Annotated in this window: 19 protein-coding genes; 10 read left to right on the top strand and 9 right to left on the bottom strand. The window is 68.7% G+C overall.

Translation table 11 applies throughout. From position 1 onward, the window contains the following. Positions 1-10: 10 nt before the first annotated feature. The 6 genes from ABEG18_RS10585 to ABEG18_RS10560 are packed head-to-tail and all read left to right on the top strand — an operon-like array spanning position 11 to position 6,284. The gene (locus ABEG18_RS10585; RefSeq protein WP_406858023.1) at positions 11-529 is read left to right on the top strand and encodes a TRAP transporter small permease; all 519 of its coding nucleotides are present in this window, start codon (positions 11-13) and stop codon (positions 527-529) included. Beyond that, positions 529-1,833 carry a TRAP transporter large permease gene (locus tag ABEG18_RS10580; protein WP_406858022.1) on the top strand — a complete coding sequence of 435 codons (1,305 nt, stop codon included), beginning with the start codon at positions 529-531 and terminating at the stop codon, positions 1,831-1,833. Before ABEG18_RS10585 ends, ABEG18_RS10580 begins: the two co-directional genes overlap by 1 nt. A gap of 49 nt (positions 1,834-1,882) precedes the next feature. Further along, positions 1,883-2,920 (top strand): amidohydrolase family protein, encoded by a 1,038-nt coding sequence (locus ABEG18_RS10575; RefSeq protein WP_406858021.1) that lies wholly within the window; start codon positions 1,883-1,885, stop codon positions 2,918-2,920. Next, entirely contained in the window at positions 2,917-3,822 is a 906-nt protein-coding gene (locus ABEG18_RS10570; RefSeq protein ID WP_406858020.1) for a VOC family protein, read from the top strand. The genes ABEG18_RS10575 and ABEG18_RS10570 overlap by 4 nt, the downstream gene beginning before the upstream one ends. After that, entirely contained in the window at positions 3,819-5,381 is a 1,563-nt protein-coding gene (locus ABEG18_RS10565) for a bifunctional 3-(3-hydroxy-phenyl)propionate/3-hydroxycinnamic acid hydroxylase (RefSeq protein WP_406858019.1), read from the top strand. The genes ABEG18_RS10570 and ABEG18_RS10565 overlap by 4 nt, the downstream gene beginning before the upstream one ends. Before the next feature lie 54 nt (positions 5,382-5,435). Further along, a complete protein-coding gene (locus tag ABEG18_RS10560) occupies positions 5,436-6,284 on the top strand; it encodes a fumarylacetoacetate hydrolase family protein (RefSeq protein ID WP_406858018.1) in 849 nt (282 codons plus the stop codon). Between the two features lie 191 nt (positions 6,285-6,475). Here ABEG18_RS10560 and ABEG18_RS10555 read toward each other — a convergent pair whose 3' ends face one another. Further along, positions 6,476-7,369 carry a LysR family transcriptional regulator gene (locus ABEG18_RS10555; protein ID WP_406858017.1) on the bottom strand — a complete coding sequence of 298 codons (894 nt, stop codon included), beginning with the start codon at positions 7,367-7,369 and terminating at the stop codon, positions 6,476-6,478. 206 nt (positions 7,370-7,575) lie between these two features. On the opposite strand from ABEG18_RS10555, the gene ABEG18_RS10550 reads away from it, so the two are divergent. Continuing rightward, positions 7,576-8,565 (top strand): aldo/keto reductase, encoded by a 990-nt coding sequence (locus tag ABEG18_RS10550; RefSeq protein WP_406858016.1) that lies wholly within the window; start codon positions 7,576-7,578, stop codon positions 8,563-8,565. Positions 8,566-8,642: 77 nt separating this feature from the next. Next, positions 8,643-9,044 carry a cupin domain-containing protein gene (locus ABEG18_RS10545; RefSeq protein WP_406858015.1) on the top strand — a complete coding sequence of 134 codons (402 nt, stop codon included), beginning with the start codon at positions 8,643-8,645 and terminating at the stop codon, positions 9,042-9,044. 123 nt (positions 9,045-9,167) lie between these two features. Here the strand turns inward: ABEG18_RS10545 and ABEG18_RS10540 are convergent, their stop codons facing one another. Genes ABEG18_RS10540 through ABEG18_RS10530 form a run of 3 tightly spaced genes read right to left on the bottom strand, consistent with a single transcriptional unit; the run spans position 9,168 to position 11,019 of the window. After that, positions 9,168-9,998: a shikimate dehydrogenase family protein gene (locus ABEG18_RS10540; RefSeq protein WP_406858014.1), complete on the bottom strand. Its 831-nt coding sequence runs from the start codon at positions 9,996-9,998 to the stop codon at positions 9,168-9,170. A 7-nt stretch (positions 9,999-10,005) separates the two neighbouring features. Continuing rightward, entirely contained in the window at positions 10,006-10,455 is a 450-nt protein-coding gene (gene aroQ, locus ABEG18_RS10535) for a type II 3-dehydroquinate dehydratase (RefSeq protein ID WP_406858013.1), read from the bottom strand. Between the two features lie 57 nt (positions 10,456-10,512). Next, on the bottom strand, positions 10,513-11,019 hold the full coding sequence (locus ABEG18_RS10530; RefSeq protein WP_406858012.1) for a GNAT family N-acetyltransferase: 507 nt from the start codon (positions 11,017-11,019) through the stop codon (positions 10,513-10,515). A 188-nt stretch (positions 11,020-11,207) separates the two neighbouring features. On the opposite strand from ABEG18_RS10530, the gene ABEG18_RS10525 reads away from it, so the two are divergent. Further along, a complete protein-coding gene (locus ABEG18_RS10525) occupies positions 11,208-12,092 on the top strand; it encodes a substrate-binding domain-containing protein (RefSeq protein WP_406858011.1) in 885 nt (294 codons plus the stop codon). A gap of 6 nt (positions 12,093-12,098) precedes the next feature. On the opposite strand, the gene ABEG18_RS10520 is transcribed toward ABEG18_RS10525, so the two are convergent. Next, entirely contained in the window at positions 12,099-12,362 is a 264-nt protein-coding gene (locus ABEG18_RS10520; protein ID WP_406858010.1) for a DUF2934 domain-containing protein, read from the bottom strand. 455 nt (positions 12,363-12,817) lie between these two features. Between ABEG18_RS10520 and ABEG18_RS10515 the strand changes: the two genes are divergently transcribed. Further along, positions 12,818-13,468: a hypothetical protein gene (locus ABEG18_RS10515; RefSeq protein WP_406858009.1), complete on the top strand. Its 651-nt coding sequence runs from the start codon at positions 12,818-12,820 to the stop codon at positions 13,466-13,468. Between the two features lie 33 nt (positions 13,469-13,501). Here the strand turns inward: ABEG18_RS10515 and ABEG18_RS10510 are convergent, their stop codons facing one another. From ABEG18_RS10510 to ABEG18_RS10495, 4 genes are read right to left on the bottom strand one after another with little or no spacing between them, the layout of a single operon-like run. Further along, positions 13,502-14,233, bottom strand: a complete 732-nt coding sequence (locus ABEG18_RS10510; protein ID WP_406858586.1) for an amino acid ABC transporter ATP-binding protein — start codon at positions 14,231-14,233, stop codon at positions 13,502-13,504. Positions 14,234-14,268: 35 nt separating this feature from the next. Continuing rightward, positions 14,269-14,928 (bottom strand): amino acid ABC transporter permease, encoded by a 660-nt coding sequence (locus tag ABEG18_RS10505; protein ID WP_406858008.1) that lies wholly within the window; start codon positions 14,926-14,928, stop codon positions 14,269-14,271. Then, positions 14,925-15,590, bottom strand: coding sequence for an amino acid ABC transporter permease (locus tag ABEG18_RS10500; protein WP_406858007.1), 666 nt, complete (start codon positions 15,588-15,590; stop codon positions 14,925-14,927). Before ABEG18_RS10500 ends, ABEG18_RS10505 begins: the two co-directional genes overlap by 4 nt. Positions 15,591-15,629: 39 nt before the next feature. Then, positions 15,630-16,469: a substrate-binding periplasmic protein gene (locus tag ABEG18_RS10495; protein ID WP_406858006.1), complete on the bottom strand. Its 840-nt coding sequence runs from the start codon at positions 16,467-16,469 to the stop codon at positions 15,630-15,632. Positions 16,470-16,595 lie beyond the last annotated feature (126 nt).

The raw sequence follows: 16,595 nt of genomic DNA, 5'->3' as shown, positions 1-16,595 counted from the left end.
CGGTGACGGCGTGAGCCAGGAACACAGCGTGGGGCCGGCGTCGCGGCGCGCGCGGGTCATCGCCGCGGTCGCGCAGGCGCAGACATGGCTTGCGATGGCGGCGGCCGGCGTGATCGTGGTGAGCACGACGGCCGACGTCGTGCTTCGCTACGGCTTAGGCAAGCCCATCCACGGCGCCTATGACGTCGTGGAGTGCATGCTGGCGCTGTTCGTGTTCCACGGGCTTTCGGCCGTGTTTCTCACGCGCTCCAACATCACGATCGACCTCGTGGACCACTTCGTCGGCCCCGTCGCACGACGCGCGCTGGTGCGGTTCGGCGATCTCGTCCAGGTCCTGGCGCTCGCGCTGATCGCCTGGGCGATGATCAGCCCGGCGATCCAGGCCTATGACTATGGCGACCGGAAGCTCGAACTCGGACTGCCGCTCTGGGTGGTGTGGGTCTTTGTGTTCACCGGCATCGCGGGCACGATCCTGAGCGCGATCGGGGCGCTGCTGAGCCCCGTTCCCGGCGCCGGCGGAGCGCATTGATGTCCCCGCCCGTCATCGGCGCCTTCGGCGTCCTCGCCCTGTTTGTCCTGCTGTTTGGCCGCGTCCCGGTCTGGGCGTCGCTGATCGTGGTCGGCTTTCTCGGCAACCTGGCCCTGTCGGGCTGGGACAGCGCCTTCGCGCTGCTGGGCACGACGCCGTTCGACACCGCGTCGCTCTACACGCTTTCGGTGATCCCGCTCTTCATCATCACGGGCGGAGTCGCGTCCACGACGGGGCTGTCGGCCGACCTGTTCAAGGCCGCCCGGGTGCTGCTGTCGGGCGTGAAAGGCGGCCTGTCGATCGCCACCATCTGCGCTTCGGCGTGCTTTGGCGCCGTGTGCGGCTCCTCCATCGCGACGGCGGCGACGATGACGCGCATCTCACTCGCCGAGATGCGCAAGGCCGGCTACGCCGACTCGGTCGCCACCGGATCCATCGCGGCGGGCGGCAGCCTCGGCATCCTGTTTCCGCCGTCCATCATCCTGGTCATCTACGCGGCCATCGCCGAGCAGTCGGTGCCGAAGCTGTTTGCGGCGGGCCTGCTGCCGGGCCTCATCCTGACGCTGCTCTACATCGTGGTCGCCATGGTGGGAGCGCATCGGCGTCCGGAGGATTCGCCCATGGCGCCGCCCGCGACGGCGCGTGAACGCGTGCGGGCGCTGGCCGGGCCATGGCAGTTCCTGTCCCTCTTCGGGGTCACCATCGGGGGCATCTACGCGGGCATCTTCAGCCCCACCGAGGCCGCCGCCATCGGGGTGATGGGGGCCATCCTGCTCGGGGTCGTCGGCGGGCGCCTGGGCCTAGGCGAGCTTCTGAAGACGGTTTCGGGCGCGGTGAAGACGAGCTGCTCGCTATTTGCGATCATCATCGGCGCCAACCTGTTCTCCTATTTCATCGTCCAGACGCAAGTCCCGACCCTGCTGGCCGACGCCGCGCGGGCGCTGTCGCTGCCGGGCCTCGTCGTGATGGCGCTGGTGATTGTCGCCTACATCATCATGGGGTGCTTCCTGGAAGGCATCGGCATGATCCTCATCACCGTGCCGGTGTTCCTGCCGCTGGTGAAGAGCTTCGGCTACGACCCCGTGTGGTTCGCCATCATCGTCGTGATCGTGGTCGAGGTCGGGCTCATCCACCCGCCCGTGGGCATGAACCTCTTCGTGATCCAGGCGCAGGCGCCCGACGTGAAGATCGGCAGCATTTATCGCGGCATCCTGCCTTACCTGGTCGCCCCGCTGATCCTCATTCTCCTGCTGCTGGCCTTCCCGGGCATCGCGTTGTGGCTGCCCAAAGCGCTCTACGGCTGACCCGCATGAGAAACGCGCCATCCATTCGCCCGACCCGGGAGCCATCGTGATGACGATCATGTCGCGATGCCGTTGCGGCGTGGACATCCACGCGCACGTGATCCCGGAGAACTTTCCGCGCTGCGTCCGTGCGCCGGAGCCGAGCTCCTGGCCGTCGATGACGGAGGCCGACGCCTGCCACCGGCACGTGATGATCGCCGGCAAGACCTACCGCACCGTCAGCGATCGCTGCTGGAGCGTGCCCAAGCGCATCGCCGACATGGACGCGATGGGGCTCGGCCTGCAGGCCGTGTCGCCGATGCCGGAGTTGCTGTCCTACTGGATGGACGCGCCGGCGGCCGACGACCTGCTTCGCTACATCAACGACCAGACGGCCGAGATGATCGCCGAGGCGCAAGGGCGCCTCGTCGGGCTGGCGGCGGTTCCGCTGCAGGACATGAACCTCGCCTTGCGGGAGCTGGAGCGCGCCGTTCGCCAGCTCGGTTTCGCGGGCGTCGAGATCGGCAGCAACATCAATGGCCGCCCGGTGGGCGCGCCCGAGTTTGACGCCTTCTTCGAGGCCGCGGAGGAGCTTGGCGCCGCGGTGTTCGTGCATGCGCTGCGACCGGCCGGCATGGAGCGGCTGGTCGGTCCCGCGCCGCTGCAGCAGGTGCTCGCCTATCCGGGGGATGTCGGGCTCGCGGCCGCGTCCGTGATCACCACCAACCTGATCGTCCGGCGCCCGAAGCTGCGCATCGCGTTCAGCCACGGCGGCGGTACGCTCGGGATGCTGTTGCCCCGGTTGGCCGAAGGCCGCCGCGTGTTTCCGGCGCTGGAGACGTTGATGGAGGTCTCGCCCGTCGAGCAGGCGAGGCGGCTCTTCTATGACGCGCTCGTGTATGACGCTCCGGCGCTGCGCTACCTCGTCGAGCTCTTCGGCGACACGCAGGTGATGGTCGGGACGGACCATCCCTTCAATTTCCACGATCGCACGCCTGTCGGGCGTATCCGCGAGGCGCTGCCCGACACCGCCGTCCAGGACCGGCTGCTGTTCGGCAATGCGGCGCGGTTCCTCGATTGCAAGCTGGACGTGGAGCCTGCCCCATGAAGCGCTTCCCGGTGACGGCGTTGCGCAGCGCCGAACTCGAAACGCCGGACCTCGAGCTGTCCGTGTCGTTCTATACCCAGGTCTGGGGGCTCGCCTGCGTGAGCCGCACCGAGACGGCGGCTTATCTGCGCGCCAGCGGCGACGACGCCTACGTGCTCGCCCTGCATGCGGGCCCGAAGACCGCGCTGCGTTCGGTGACGTTCCGCTGCGCTGTGCCCGCCGACCTCGGCCAGATCGCCGAAGCAGCCGCCGCGCAGGGCTGCGCCGTCACGGCGCCCGCCGACAGCCAGGAGCCGGGTGGAGGTGTTCTGTTGAGCCTCCGCGAGCCGCAGGGCGGCACGCTGCGCTTCGTGCATGGCGATCGGCGCAACGCCGACGCCGCCGTGGCGCCCAACCGCCCGATCCGGCTCGCGCACGTGAACATCAACAGCGTCGCGGTGGACGAGGCCGCGGCCTTCTACCAGGCGGTGCTGGGTTTCGGGCTGACCGATCGATCCAAGCTGATGGCCTTCCTGCGCTGCAACGCCGATCACCATGCCGTGGTGCTGGCCGAGGCGCCCGTGAACGGCCTGAACCATGTGGCCTTCCTGATGCCGGATCTCGAATCCGTCATGCGCGGCGCCGGCCGCATGGTTGACCATGGCTATTCGATCGGCTGGGGCGTGGGCCGCCATGGTCCGGGCGACAACGTCTTCGCCTACTTCGTCGACCCGGTCGGGACCGTCATCGAATACACCGCGGAGGTGCTCCAGGTCGACGACGACTACGTCGTTCGCGGGCCGAAGGACTGGGTCTGGCCTCCCGGTCGCACCGACCACTGGGGCATCGCGCCGCCTAAGTCAGACCATGTGAAGGCCGCCCAGATCGCGGTGCTGCATGCAGCTTCGGAGGCCAGTCGGTGACTGCCGCTAAACTCGTCAATGACGTCCAGGTCGCCGTGATCGGCTTTGGCCCCTCCGGCGCAGTCGCAGCCAGTCTGCTTGGCGCGCGTGGGATCTCGACGCTGGCGATCGACCGCCAGCAGGGCGTGTACGAAAAGCCGCGCGCCATCGCGATCGACCATGAGATCCTGCGCCTGTTCGACAATCTGGGCGTCGCGGACCGCGTCCTCCCGTATGTCGCGCCCTTTCCGGCGTCCCAGCATTTCGGCGCGCAAGGCCAGCTGATCCGGCGGATCGACATGGTCCAGGAGCCCTACCCGCTTGGCTACACCCCCACCATGGTGTTCACGCAGCCGCCCGTGGAAGCCGCTCTTCGGGACCACGCTCGAAGCTACCCGGGCGTTCGGGTGGAGCTTGGAACCGAGTTGATCGCGCTCGAGCAGGACGCCGAGCGGGTCACCCTGCATCTGCGGGACGCCGCCGGAACCGTGCGGGTTGAGACCGCCAATTACGTGATCGCGTGCGACGGAGCCTCCAGCGGGGTTCGTCAGCAACTCGGCATTGCGCTCGAGGACCTCGTCTTCGATGAGCCCTGGCTCGTGGTCGACGTGCTGGTCAACGAGGACGCGCTCGGGAAATTGCCGCAGACGGCGGCCCAGTTCTGCGATCCCGCCCGTCCGACGAGCTTCATCATCGGCCCGAAGAACCACCGCCGCTGGGAAATCATGCTGCTGCCGGGCGAAGACCCGCGCGCCATGGAGCAGCCCGAGCAGGTCTGGTCTTTGTTGGCGCAGTGGCTCACGCCCGACGACGCCACGCTCTGGCGCTCGGCGAGCTACCGGTTTCACGCCCTCGTCGCCCAGGAGTGGAGGAACGGCCGCGTGTTCCTGGCCGGTGACGCCGCCCACCAGCAACCGCCCTTTATCGGGCAGGGCATGTGCCAAGGCCTACGCGACGTTTCCAACCTGGCCTGGAAGCTCGAAGAGGCGCTGGACGGCCGGGCCGGCGACGACCTCCTCGACACCTACGGCGAGGAACGCGCCGATCATGTGCGGCAGCTGACGAGCCGGATCAAGGCGATCGGTCACGTCATTTGCGAGCGCGACCCCGAGCGCGCCCGCGAAAGGGACGCGCGGATCCTCGCGGAGGGCGCCGGCCAGCCGCGGACCATCACGCGCCAGGAGATCGTGCCGCCCCTGCAACGCGGCCTGCTGGCGTTGGACACGTCCGCAGCCGGTCTCCTGTTTCCCCAGCCCTGGATCATCGGCGAGACCGGGGCCGTGCTGCTCGACAAGGCGGCCGGCGGGGGCTGGCGCCTGGTGGTTCGCGTCGGCTCGGCGGCCGACACGGCGGAACTCGCCGCAGAGGCGACGCAGGCGGGGCTTTGTCCGATCCGCATCGGTGAAGGCGCTCTCGTAGAGCGCGACGGCGTGCTGGATCGCTGGTTCGCACACCACAAGGCCGTGGCCGCCGTGGTCCGGCCGGACCACTACGTCTACGGGACCGCGACGGACGCCGTGTCCTTGACGCAGCTTCTGGTCGGCCTGCGGCGGCGACGGAACGCCTCTGATCACTCCTGAACATCACCGGCGGCGCTCCATGGAGCCCGCGTCCTATTCGGAAGGCAGCAGACCATGCGATTCGTGAGCTTCAAGACAGGCGGCAAAGCCAGCTGGGGTCTCGTGGACGGCGACGATGTCGTCGATCTCGGCGCCGTGTTCGGCGCCCAGGCGCCGGACCTGAAGACCGCCATTGCGGCGGGCCTTCTCGAACAAGCGGCCGCACGCGCCGCGCAGGGCGCCCGGATCCCGTTGTCGACCATCGAATGGCTGCCCGTCATCCCTAACGCGGACAAGATCCTTTGCATCGGGCTGAACTATGAGATGCACCGCAAGGAGACCGGCCGCGACGTGGTCGAGAACCCGACGGTTTTCGGACGCTTCGCCAACAGCCAGACGGCTCACCTTGCCGACATCATCCGCCCGAAGGTGTCGACCCATCTCGATTTCGAGGGTGAACTCGCCATCGTGATCGGGAAGCCGGGCCGTTACATCTCCAAGGAGAACGCCTGGGACCACATCGCCGGCTATTCGCTCTACAACGAGGGCAGCGTGCGCGACTTCCAGCGCCACACCCACCAGTTCACGCCCGGCAAGAACTTTCCCAAAACCGGCGCTTTTGGCCCCTGGATGATGACCCCGGACGAACTCGGCGAGCTCGGGTCCTTGCGCCTGCAGACGCGCCTTAACGGCCAGGTCGTCCAGGACGCGACGATCGACCAGATGATCTTCGATATTCCGACGCAGATCGCCTACTGCTCGACCTTCACGCGCCTGGAGCCCGGCGACGTGATCGCCACAGGAACGCCCGGCGGCGTCGGCGCCAAGCGCACGCCGCCGCTCTGGATGAAGCCGGGTGACGTGGTGGAGGTGGAGTTGGATCGGCTCGGCGTCCTCCGAAATGGCGTCGCCGACGAGGCATAGCGAGCCATTCATGACCTGGATGGCCCAGCCGCCCGAGTTCACCGACCGCGGCCGAGATGCGCTTGCGCCGCGGAGCGGACGCGCGTGAACGCGGATTTCCGACCCAAGGCGGACTCTTAGCTCACGCATTCGGCACGGGCCTATGATGCCGGTCCATCAATGCGGAGGGCTGCTCTCATGCGGCGAACCTGTCAGCTCCGGTACCGGAGCGCATTCACCAACACGGTGAAGGCGGGCGAGAGTTGGCGGCGGCTGGGATAGTACAGGTGATACCCGGCAAAGGGCGGGCACCAGTCCTCCAGCACACGGACGAGCCGCCCCTCGGCGATCTCGTCCTCGGCTTGCGCTTCGATTACGAACGCCAACCCGAAGCCCGCCAAGGCCGCCTTCATGATCAGCGGAACCGCGTTGAAGACGAGCGGGCCGTCGACCCGCACGTTCAACTCGCGGCCGTCCCTCTCGAACTCCCAGGCATAAAGCCCACCCTGCGTCTCCAGGCGCAGGTTGATGCAGGCGTGACGGGTCAGGTCGTGCGGCGTCGTCGGGCGGCCGTGGGCCTCCAGATAGGACGGCGCGCCGACGACCGCCATGCGCAGGTCGGGCCCGATGCGCACCGCGATCATGTCCTTCTCGACCCGCTCGCCCAGGCGCACCCCCGCGTCGAAGCGCCCGGCCACGATGTCGGTGAGGGCCTGGTCCTGGGTTAGCTCGAACCGGATGTCGGGGTAGTCCGGCAGCAGGCGCTCGATGGCCGGCCAGAGGATCGTCTCGGCCGCATGCCAGCTCGTGTTGATGCGGATGGACCCCGCCGGCTTCTCCCGCAGCGCGCTGAGCGAGGCGATCCGGGCGTCGATCTCCTCCAGAGCCGGGCGAAGGCCCGCGATGAGCTGCTCTCCGGCATCCGTCGGCGACACGCTTCGGGTCGTGCGCGTCAGTAGGCGTATCCCGAGCCGCTCCTCCAGCCGACGCAGCGTATGGCTCAGCGCCGATTGCGACGTGCCGAGCTTTGCGGCCGCCCGGGTGAAGCTGCGCTCGTCGGCCACGGCCAGGAACGCCGCGAGGTCGCCCAGTTCGTCCCGATGCATCCTGGTCTCCGCGGATCCGCCTCGCTTGAGCGAGGTCTGCACTCATGAATGGCGAGCATAGACCCAAGACATATTCTTCGGCTAATCGCGCGAGACCGCTCCTCCTAGATTGTCGTCATCCCGAGGCTCCAGGCACAACGCCGGACCTGCCAGCCCTCGCTGACGACGCGAGAATTCGATCCGCTTCCCTGCAGAGGAGGAAAACCATGAAGACGCGCACCCTGGGCCGGAACGGCCCCGAAGTCTCCGCCCTTGGGCTTGGCTGCATGGGCCTCAGCTACGGATACGGCCCGGCGACGGACCGAACCGAGGCCATCGCGCTGATCCGCGCCGCCCACGAGCGGGGCGTCACCTTCTTCGACACGGCCGAGGCCTACGGTCCCTACGTGAACGAGGAGGTCGTCGGCGAAGCGCTCGCGCCCGTGCGCGACCAGGTCGTCATCGCCACAAAGTTCGGCTTCAGGTTCGACGGCACGGGCGGCCAGAGCGGCATGGATAGCCGTCCCGCCCACATCCGCGACGTCGCGGACGCCGCGCTGAAGCGGCTTCGCACCGACCGCATCGACCTCTTCTACCAGCACCGCGTCGATCCCGACGTACCGATCGAGGACGTCGCCGGCGCGGTGCGGGACCTGATCCGCGAGGGCAAGGTCAAGCATTTCGGCCTGTCGGAGGCCGGGGCGCAGACGATCCGCCGCGCCCATGCGGTGCAGCCCGTGGCGGCCTTGCAGAGCGAGTACTCGCTCTGGTGGCGCGAGCCCGAGAAGGAGATCCTCCCCACGCTTGAGGAGCTCGGCATCGGCTTCGTGCCGTTCAGCCCGCTCGGCAAGGGCTTTCTGACTGGCGCGATCAGCGACGCGACGTCCTTCGACAGGAGCGACTTCCGCAACATCGTCCCGCGCTTCTCGGTCGAGAACCGCAAGGCGAACCAGGGCCTCGTGACGACGATCGGCGCCATCGCCGCGGCGAACGGCGTCACGCCCGCTCAGATCGCGCTCGCCTGGCTGCTCGCGCAGAAGCCCTGGATCGTGCCGATCCCCGGCACCACCAAGCTGCATCGGCTGGAGGAAAACATTGGGGCCGCGGACGTGGACCTGACCCCGGCCGACCTCACCCGCATCGCCGAGGCGCTCGCCGCCATCCCGGTGCACGGCGACCGCTATCCGCCCCACCTCGCCGCACGCGTGAGCCGCTGACAGGCTCCTGCAACCTGGATCGCCCGCAGAACCTGCGGACGGTCCAGCCCATCCCCCGACAACGACAGAGCACGACCATGGACATCGCACGAAACGGCACGCAGCCCTCGGCCAAGGGCCCGGCTGACACCTTCACTGGCGCGGTGCGGATCGACATGCCCTTCCAGGGCGCCGACGCCGCCCGCGTTGGCGGCGCGATCGTGACCTTCGAGCCCGGCGCGCGGACCGCCTGGCACACCCATCCTCTGGGGCAGACCCTGATCGTTCTCTCCGGCCTCGGCTGGGCTCAGCGCGAGGGTGGCCCGGTCGAGGAGATCCGGCCGGGCGACGTGGTGTGGTTCCCACCCGGCGAGAAGCATTGGCACGGCGCCACGACCACGACGGGCATGAGCCACGTCGCCATCGCGGAGCAGCTCGACGGCAAGGCTGTCGACTGGCTGGAGCAGGTCGAAGACGAGCAATACCGTTCGGCCCTGTAGCGTTGTTTCGCCGACGGTTCACATGGCCGGAAGGCTGGCGGTCCGCGCGCTCCTTAAGCAGGTGCGCGTGGTCGGTCATGGCTGGCTGCGCCGCGATCAAGGCGATCTCGCCATCGCGGCCGGTCAGCCGAGCCGGGCGACCCGACGCAGTTCGTCTGCCGTCGTGGCAGGAAAGCCGAAGAACTCCAAATAGGCGGGGATCTGTTCAAACAGCATGTCGGTCCCGACCTGGACCGCGCAGCCCTTGGCCTTCGCGGCCTGCAGGAAGGGCGTGAACTCCTGCTTCAGCACGACTTCGCCGACGAAGGCGCCGGGCGCGATGCGGTCCACGTCCATGGGCAGCGGATCGCCGTCATTCATGCCGATGGGCGTGGCGTTCACCACCACGTCGTAGCCTGCGGGATCCCGCGACCCGACATGGAGCGCGAGCTTGGGATAATGGGCGCGCAGGCGCGCCGCCAGGGCTTCGGCCGAGGGCGCGTGGACGTCGAAGACCCCGAGCTCGGCCACGCCAGCCCCCGCCAGAGAGGCCGCGATGGCCGAGCCGACGCCGCCGCTGCCGACCACGAGGGCCCTGGCGCCCGCGAGTTGGCGGCCCTTGCGAAGCACGCCGCGCACGAAGCCTTCGCCGTCGAACATGTCGGCGACCAGCGTGCCGTCGGGCCGCAGCAGGACGGCGTTGCAGGATCCGGCGATCCTGGCCGTCGTCGATACCTCGTCCACCAGGTCCAGCGTGGCGACCTTGTGGGGCATCGTGATCAGCGCGCCGCGGATGTTCGTGAGCCGGAAGATCTGCGGCAGGAAGGCCGCATAGTCCGGGGCCTGCACCCCCATCGGGACCACGACGGCGTTGAAGCCGATGCTCTCGAAATAGGGGTTGTAGATCAGCGGCGACTTGAAGGTCGTCGTCGGGTAGCCGATATGGGCGATCAGGATCGTGGCGCCGTCGATCATGGCGGCGTCACGCCGGCTCGTCGGCGGTGAGCCGGGCGATGCGCTGAAGGCCGAGAAGGTAGCCCTGCGTGCCCAGGCCGGCGATCACGCCATCGGCGCGCAGCGAAACGTAGGAGTGATGCCGGAAGGCCTCGCGCTTGTGCACGTTGGAGATGTGCACCTCGATCACCGGGCCCTCGAAGGCGTTCAGCGCGTCCAGGATCGCCACCGAGGTGTGCGTGAAGGCGGCCGGGTTGATGACGATGCCGACCGCCGTCTCGCGCGCCTCGTGGATCCAGTCGATGATCTCGTATTCGCGGTTGCTCTGGCGAAAGGCGATGTCGAGCCGCAGCTCCGCGGCGAGGGTCCGGCACTCGGCTTCGACGTCGGCCAGGGTTTCATGCCCGTAAATATGCGGCTGGCGCTTTCCGAGCAGGTTCAGGTTGGGACCGTTCAGGACGAAGACGAGGCGGCTCATGGCGTGTTCCGTGTGGCGGAGGCGATGGTGCGAGGCTGCCTCCGGGTCGCCCCGGACTTACGAGGACTGGAGCGTCCCGTCCAGATCCAGCGCCATGTATTGGGTTCCGGGCAGCGGGTTGTCGTAATAGGCGGGCGTGGGCTGGAAGCCCAGCGAGGCGTAGAGCGCCTGGGCGGAGCGCATCGGCGCCAGCGTGTCCAGCCGCATGCGGGCGAAGCCGGCGGCGCGCGCGGCTGCGATGACGGCCAGCGCCAGGCGTCGGCCAAGGTCCTGGCCGCGCGCCTGGGGCCGAACATAGAGCCGCTTGATCTCGCAGACCCCCTGCTCCCGCAACGGCCGCAAGCCGACGCAGCCCACGGGCTCGCCCTCGCCGGTGCGGGCGATCAGGAGCGCGCCGCGCGGCGGGGCGTAGGGGCCGGGCAGGCCGGCCAGCTCGGCTTCGACGCCCTGGAAGGCGAGATCCACGCCGAGGCTGGCGATGTACTCGCCAAACAGCGCGCGGACGGCGTCCATATCCGCGTCGCTCGAGGCCGGGGTGATCAGGGTGGAGTGGCGGACTGACATGGTTTCCCGGTCCGGGGGCGACGCGGTCTGTGGTCGCCCATTCTCTCCAGCGACGCCGGCCAGGCAACCCCTCGCGGGGCTCCGCGAGAGCAAAGTGCGCCCCTGATGCAACGCGGCTGGCGATTTCGGCGTTGCAAGACAGGCCGTCGGAGCCCATCCGGCTTCGACGCCGCACTTGAGGATGCGCCATGCCGGCCCAGCGTCCCGCCCTGGTCCTGGGAATCATTTCGCTGGCGTTCGTCGCCCTGTTCTCGGCAAGCGCGCCGGTGGCGCAGACGCCGGCCTTGCGGGTGTGCGCGGACCCCAACAACCTCCCCTTCTCGCATGCGGACGGCTCGGGCTTCGAGAACGCCATCGCGCGCATCGTCGCCGCGGATCTCGGGCGTCCCCTGGAATACGCCTGGTGGGCGCAACGGCGCGGTTTCATGCGCAATACGCTGATGGCGGGCGCCTGCGACGTGGTGATCGGCGTCCCGGCGCACCGCTTCGACCTGGCGCTGCGGACGCGGCCCTATTATCGCTCGAGCTACGTCTTCGTGACGCGGGCGGACCGCCAGCTCGACCTCGCCTCGCTCGACGATCCGCGCCTGAAGACGCTCAGGATCGGCGTCCACCTCATCGGCGACGGAGGCGCCAACCCGCCGCCCGCCCATGCGCTGGCGCAGCTGGGCGTGATCGGCAACGTGGTGGGATACCCGATCTATGGCGACTACAGCCAGAACGCCCCGCCGCAGCGCCTGATCGAGGCGGTGGCGCGGGGCGACGTCGACGTAGCCATCGCGTGGGGCCCGCTGGCTGGCCCCACGGCGCGGGGCTCAGGCGTTCCCCTGCGGGTGAGCGCCATCCCGGAGGAAGCCCGGTTCGCGCCGCTGCGCTTCACCTTTGAAATCGCAATGGGAGTCCGGCGCAGCGATCTGGAGGCGCGGCGAGAGATTCAGGGCGTCCTGGACCGTCGCGGCGACGAGATCAGGCGCGTCCTGGAGGAGGCGGGCGTGCCGCTCCTCCCCTTCAGCAAGCCCACGCTCGAGATCGTCGCGGCGCCCGGCGAGCCGAGCGCCACGCCCGCGCCCTGACGGCGTTCAGCGCTTGGTTTTCACGGTGGCGGCCGCCTCGGCGGGCGTCGAGCCCGGCGCCTTGGCGCGTTTGCGGCCGCGGCCGGCGGCCTGCTCCGCCACGGCGGATTCCCGCTTCGCTTCGGTCGCCGCGACCGCGTCGCCTCCCGGCGTGGTGAGCTCGCGCCGGGCCTGGTCCCAGTGATCCCGCTCGCGCCCGTGCGGGCGGCCCTCCTGGGTCCAGAGCTCGTAGGCTCGCTCGCGAATGCGGACTTCGAGATCGTTGTCCATGCTGTCCCCCTCCCCGGTCTCGGGCCCCTGCCCTGGCGAGCCGATCGTCATTCGGGCGTGACAACCTTGCATCCCCCGACCGGGTTCCGACCCGAACGGGCCGACGCGCGTTGCGTCCGGAAGCGCAAGCTCGGCGCCCGCTTCGGCGCCGAAAGGACCTGAGCGCCGAAAGGACCTTGGCGCCGAAAGGACCTGGGCTCCGAAAGAGGGGCCTATGTGAACCTCTTCACACGCCTGAGCCTGGGCAGGCCTATGATCCTGGATGCGCGGTCACGCTCCAGCCGTGCGCTCTCCTTCACCCCTGCGCGCGACGGCGCGGCGATGCGACATCGAGGACCCGACCGAGCGGAGGTCGACATGGCCACGACTCTCAAGGATGCTCTCGCCCAAGCCGGCGTCTTGGACCATGTCTGGCTTCCGGCTGCTCTCGACAGCCTGCTTTTGCGGACGCGGAGATGAGCGCCGCGGGCGGGCCGGCGCCCGAGGATCTGCTCGAAGGCCTCGGCTTCGTCGTCGCGGGGCGCCCCGTCCGGCGTCCCCCTCCCCGCGTCGAGGATCTCGCCGTCCTTTCGCCGACCGGGCGACTGGCCGGACAGGAGAACGGCGACGACGCCTATCGGGCGGCCCTGCTGGCGCTGGGGATCGAAAGCCGGCGCAACTCCGACGAGACCCGGCTGGGTCGCCTCTGGATCCGAGGCGACGGCGGCGCGTGGCTGTTCTGTGGGCTCCTTCTGCAGGCGCACGAACCTGTCCACGTCTCCGGACGCCTGGAGATCGGGGCCTTGACCCTGGAGATGGGCGCGGGCGGAGCCTCTGTACGGTTCGACATCCTGCGCCGGGACGGGGCCGGCGCGCGGCTGCTCTTCGCCGCCTCGGTCCCGTTCGCGGTGGTGACGCGCGAGCGCATCAGCGGACCCCGCCCGCATGGACCGCCGATGGGCCACGGGGGCGGTTTCGGAGGCGATGGGCATGGCGGCGGCCTGCGCTTCCGCTTCTTCGCCGCCAAGCTCGTGCTGCACGCGATCGCAACGCAAGGCGCGGCCGCGACGCCCATCGAAGGAAAGATGGCGATCCCGGTCTCGCCGGACTTCACGCCGGACGCGTGACGCCGGCCGCTCGCCGCGCCGCGGCGGGACGGATCAGCCGTCCCAGCCGAGATGGCTGAGGAAATCGCGGGTGCGGTCCTTTTGCGGGGCGTCGAAAATCTGGGAGGGCGGCCCCTCCTCCAGAACCTCGCCCTTCTCGAACACGACCACCCAGTTGGCCACGCGGCGGGCGAAGCTCATCTCGTGGGTCACCACGATCATGGTCATGCCCTCGCGGGCGAGCTGGCGCATGACGTTGAGCACCTCGCCGACCGTCTCCGGATCGAGCGCCGAGGTGGGCTCGTCGAAGAGCATCACGTGGGGCTCCATCGCGAGGGCGCGCGCAATGGCGACGCGCTGCTGCTGGCCCCCGGACAGGTTGCTGGGATAGTTGGCGGTCTTGTCGGCGAGGCCCACCTTGGCGAGCAGCGCCTCGGCGCGGCGGTTCGCCTCCTCGGCCTTCATCTTGCGCACAGTAATGAGGCCGGTCGCGACATTCTCCAGCGCCGTCTTGTGCGGGAAGAGCTCGAAGTTCTGAAACACCATGCCCATGCGCTGGCGAACGAGCCGCATCTCGCCGTCGCTCTTGGGCAGCGGCTTGCCTTCGAACAGCACCTCTCCGCCGTCGATGGTCTCCAGACCGTTCGAGCAGCGCAGCAGCGTCGACTTGCCCGAGCCGGACGGGCCGATGAGGCAGACCACCTCCCCCGGATTGACGTGCAGGGACACTCCGGCCAACGCCGTGAAAGTCCCGTAGCGCTTGCGCACGTCCCGGTAGGCGAGCATCGGCGCCTGGTCGGCGTTCTTGCGGGTGCTGGCGGTCATTCCCGCGCTCCGTATGTGCGGTGGATCCAGTCCACGAGCTTGGCCTGCGGATAGCCCATCAGCCAGTAGAGGCCGGCCATGGCGGTCAACATCTCCAGCACGCGGAAACTCTGCGACCGGATCTGCATGGCGGTGTGGGCGAGTTCGCCGACGGCGATGACCGACACCAGCGACGTGTCCTTGAACAGCGACACCCAGGTGCTGGCGAGCACGGGCAGGACCCGGCGCCAGGCCTGCGGCAGCACGATCTCGCGGAAGACCTGGACCTTGCTCATGCCGAGCGCCAGCCCCGCCTCGGTCTGTCCCTTGCGGATGGAGTTGATGCCCGATCGGAATGTTTCGGAGTTGTAGGCCGAGACGTTGAGGCAGAGCGCGACGAGCCCGGTCACGAAGGGCGAAAGGCCGAGCCCCGTCAGCACGGGCATGACGTAAAACGCCCAATAGACCAGCAGCAGCAGCGGCAGGTTGCGGAAAAGCTCGACGAAGCCCGTCGCGAACAGGGCCAGGGGTCGGAAGCGCGAGCCGCGCATCAGCGCCAGCACGATACCGCCAGGCACCGAGATCGCCATGGTCAGCGCCGTCAGCAGGATGGTGACCAGTGCGCCTTCCAGGAGCAGCCAGCGGCTGGTCCAGACGATCGACCAATCGAGGCTCATGACCGGCCCAGATGCGCGACGCGGCCGTAGAACCGGTCGATGAGGCGCGTCACCGGGAAGATCAGGATGAAATAGATCACCATCACGGTCGTGAAGATCTCGATGGGCCGGTAGCTCTGGCCCGCCACGGTCTCGGCCTGGCGCATCAGCTCGGGCACGGCGATGACGGCCGCGATGGCCGTGTCCTTGATGGTGACCGACACGATCGAGCCGAAGGCCGGCAGCATGCGCACGATGGCCTGGGGGAGCAGGATGACGCGGAGGATCTGCGGACCCGACATGCCCAGCGCCAGGGCGGCCTGGGTCTGGCCCTTGCGGATCGAGGTCAGGCCGGCGCGCACGATCTCCGCCACATAGGCGGCGACGTGGATCGTGATGCCGGTCAGGGCCGCCCAGAACGGCGCGAAGCTGTGCCCGGTGAGGATGGGAACCGCGAAATAGATCCAGACCAGCACCACGAAGACCGGAATGGCGCGCATCGAGTCGATGTAGAACACCAGCGGGATGCGCAGCCATGCGGGCCCGTAGAGCCGCCCCAGCCCGACCGCGAGCCCGAGGGCGAAGCTGCACGCCACGGCCGCGACCGAGAGCAGGATGGTCAGCAGGAGGCCTGACGCCAGGAAGCGCCAGCTGTCCAGAAGGGGTGAGAAGTCCAGCTCCATGGCGGCCCAGCGTCGATCACGGGTCCTGACCGTAAAGGGTCACATCTTCTCGATCATGGCGGTTTCTTCGGCCGTGAGGTCCTTCTGCATCCGCGCCTCGACGCTCTTCAGCCAGGCGAGGAACTCCGGCTGGTTCTTGTCGATGGCCGACCCGATGTCGGTGCCCATCTCCTTGCTGTCCTGGCAATTGTTGCCGTCCGGCAGGGCCTTGAGGCCCTTGACCTTCTTGTTGAGCGCCACCCACGGGATCCGGTTGATCGGGGTGACGTCGGCGCGCTTGGCCATGATCTCCTCGACCGGCGCAGCCGTGCCGGCGGTCGAGACGCCGCGCAGCGTGGCGTTCGGGAAGCGGGTCTTGACCCAGTGCTCCTCGCCGCCGCCGGTGTAGTAGGCGACCACGACGCCTTCCTTGTTGAAGTCGTCGATGCTCTTGGCGTTGGCGACCTTCGCATTGTCGGCCCGGCCGAAGACGCACAGGCTCGTCGACGCATAGGTGATGAAGTCGATCACCTTAAGCCGCTCGGGCGTGACCGAGAGCGGCGAGATCGTCATGTCGACCTGGTTGGAGGCGAGCACCGGGACCTTCGTCTCGTGCGAGACCGGCACCGGCTGCAGCTTCACGCCGAGGAGCTTGGCGTATTCCTTGGCGAGGGTCCATCCGGGGCCGGACCACTGTTCGCCGCCGCCGGTGGTGTTCTCCACCAGCCAGGGCGGATTGGCGAGCACGCCGACGCGCAGCACGCCGGATTTCTGGATGGCCTGGACACGCGGGCTGTTGGTCGGAACGGCGTCCTGCGCCATCGCCGGGACGGCGAGCGGGGCGAGCGCCAGCCACGAGGCGGCGGCCAGCATGTTGGCGCGGTTCGTCAGTGACGGCATCGATCGTCCTCCCTTTTTGCGGCGCGGATCTGCGGCTGCGCTCGAAACGTAACCTTGACGCTAGTACGTCGACAGGTTCGCGGCATACTTGTATGCTAGCCTGACGCTGTCAAGAACGCCGCTGCG

The organism is Alsobacter sp. KACC 23698 (assembly GCF_045348435.1).
Lineage (GTDB): Bacteria > Pseudomonadota > Alphaproteobacteria > Rhizobiales > Beijerinckiaceae > Alsobacter.
The sequence above is the reverse complement of the archived record's forward strand: the minus strand, read 5'-3'. Positions and strand labels throughout refer to the sequence as shown.

Excerpts from the sequence above, each read along its gene's own strand:
- ABEG18_RS10580 (WP_406858022.1), top strand. The coding sequence starts at position 529 with ATGTCCCCGCCCGTCATCGGCGCCTTCGGCGTCCTCGCCCTGTTTGTC.
- ABEG18_RS10575 (WP_406858021.1), top strand. The coding sequence starts at position 1,883 with ATGACGATCATGTCGCGATGCCGTTGCGGCGTGGACATCCACGCGCAC.
- ABEG18_RS10570 (WP_406858020.1), top strand. The coding sequence starts at position 2,917 with ATGAAGCGCTTCCCGGTGACGGCGTTGCGCAGCGCCGAACTCGAAACG.
- ABEG18_RS10560 (WP_406858018.1), top strand. The coding sequence starts at position 5,436 with ATGCGATTCGTGAGCTTCAAGACAGGCGGCAAAGCCAGCTGGGGTCTC.
- ABEG18_RS10555 (WP_406858017.1), bottom strand. The coding sequence starts at position 7,369 with ATGCATCGGGACGAACTGGGCGACCTCGCGGCGTTCCTGGCCGTGGCC.
- ABEG18_RS10550 (WP_406858016.1), top strand. The coding sequence starts at position 7,576 with ATGAAGACGCGCACCCTGGGCCGGAACGGCCCCGAAGTCTCCGCCCTT.
- ABEG18_RS10545 (WP_406858015.1), top strand. The coding sequence starts at position 8,643 with ATGGACATCGCACGAAACGGCACGCAGCCCTCGGCCAAGGGCCCGGCT.
- ABEG18_RS10540 (WP_406858014.1), bottom strand. The coding sequence starts at position 9,998 with ATGATCGACGGCGCCACGATCCTGATCGCCCATATCGGCTACCCGACG.
- aroQ (WP_406858013.1), bottom strand. The coding sequence starts at position 10,455 with ATGAGCCGCCTCGTCTTCGTCCTGAACGGTCCCAACCTGAACCTGCTC.
- ABEG18_RS10530 (WP_406858012.1), bottom strand. The coding sequence starts at position 11,019 with ATGTCAGTCCGCCACTCCACCCTGATCACCCCGGCCTCGAGCGACGCG.
- ABEG18_RS10525 (WP_406858011.1), top strand. The coding sequence starts at position 11,208 with ATGCCGGCCCAGCGTCCCGCCCTGGTCCTGGGAATCATTTCGCTGGCG.
- ABEG18_RS10520 (WP_406858010.1), bottom strand. The coding sequence starts at position 12,362 with ATGGACAACGATCTCGAAGTCCGCATTCGCGAGCGAGCCTACGAGCTC.
- ABEG18_RS10515 (WP_406858009.1), top strand. The coding sequence starts at position 12,818 with ATGAGCGCCGCGGGCGGGCCGGCGCCCGAGGATCTGCTCGAAGGCCTC.
- ABEG18_RS10510 (WP_406858586.1), bottom strand. The coding sequence starts at position 14,233 with ATGCTCGCCTACCGGGACGTGCGCAAGCGCTACGGGACTTTCACGGCG.
- ABEG18_RS10505 (WP_406858008.1), bottom strand. The coding sequence starts at position 14,928 with ATGAGCCTCGATTGGTCGATCGTCTGGACCAGCCGCTGGCTGCTCCTG.
- ABEG18_RS10500 (WP_406858007.1), bottom strand. The coding sequence starts at position 15,590 with ATGGAGCTGGACTTCTCACCCCTTCTGGACAGCTGGCGCTTCCTGGCG.
- ABEG18_RS10495 (WP_406858006.1), bottom strand. The coding sequence starts at position 16,469 with ATGCCGTCACTGACGAACCGCGCCAACATGCTGGCCGCCGCCTCGTGG.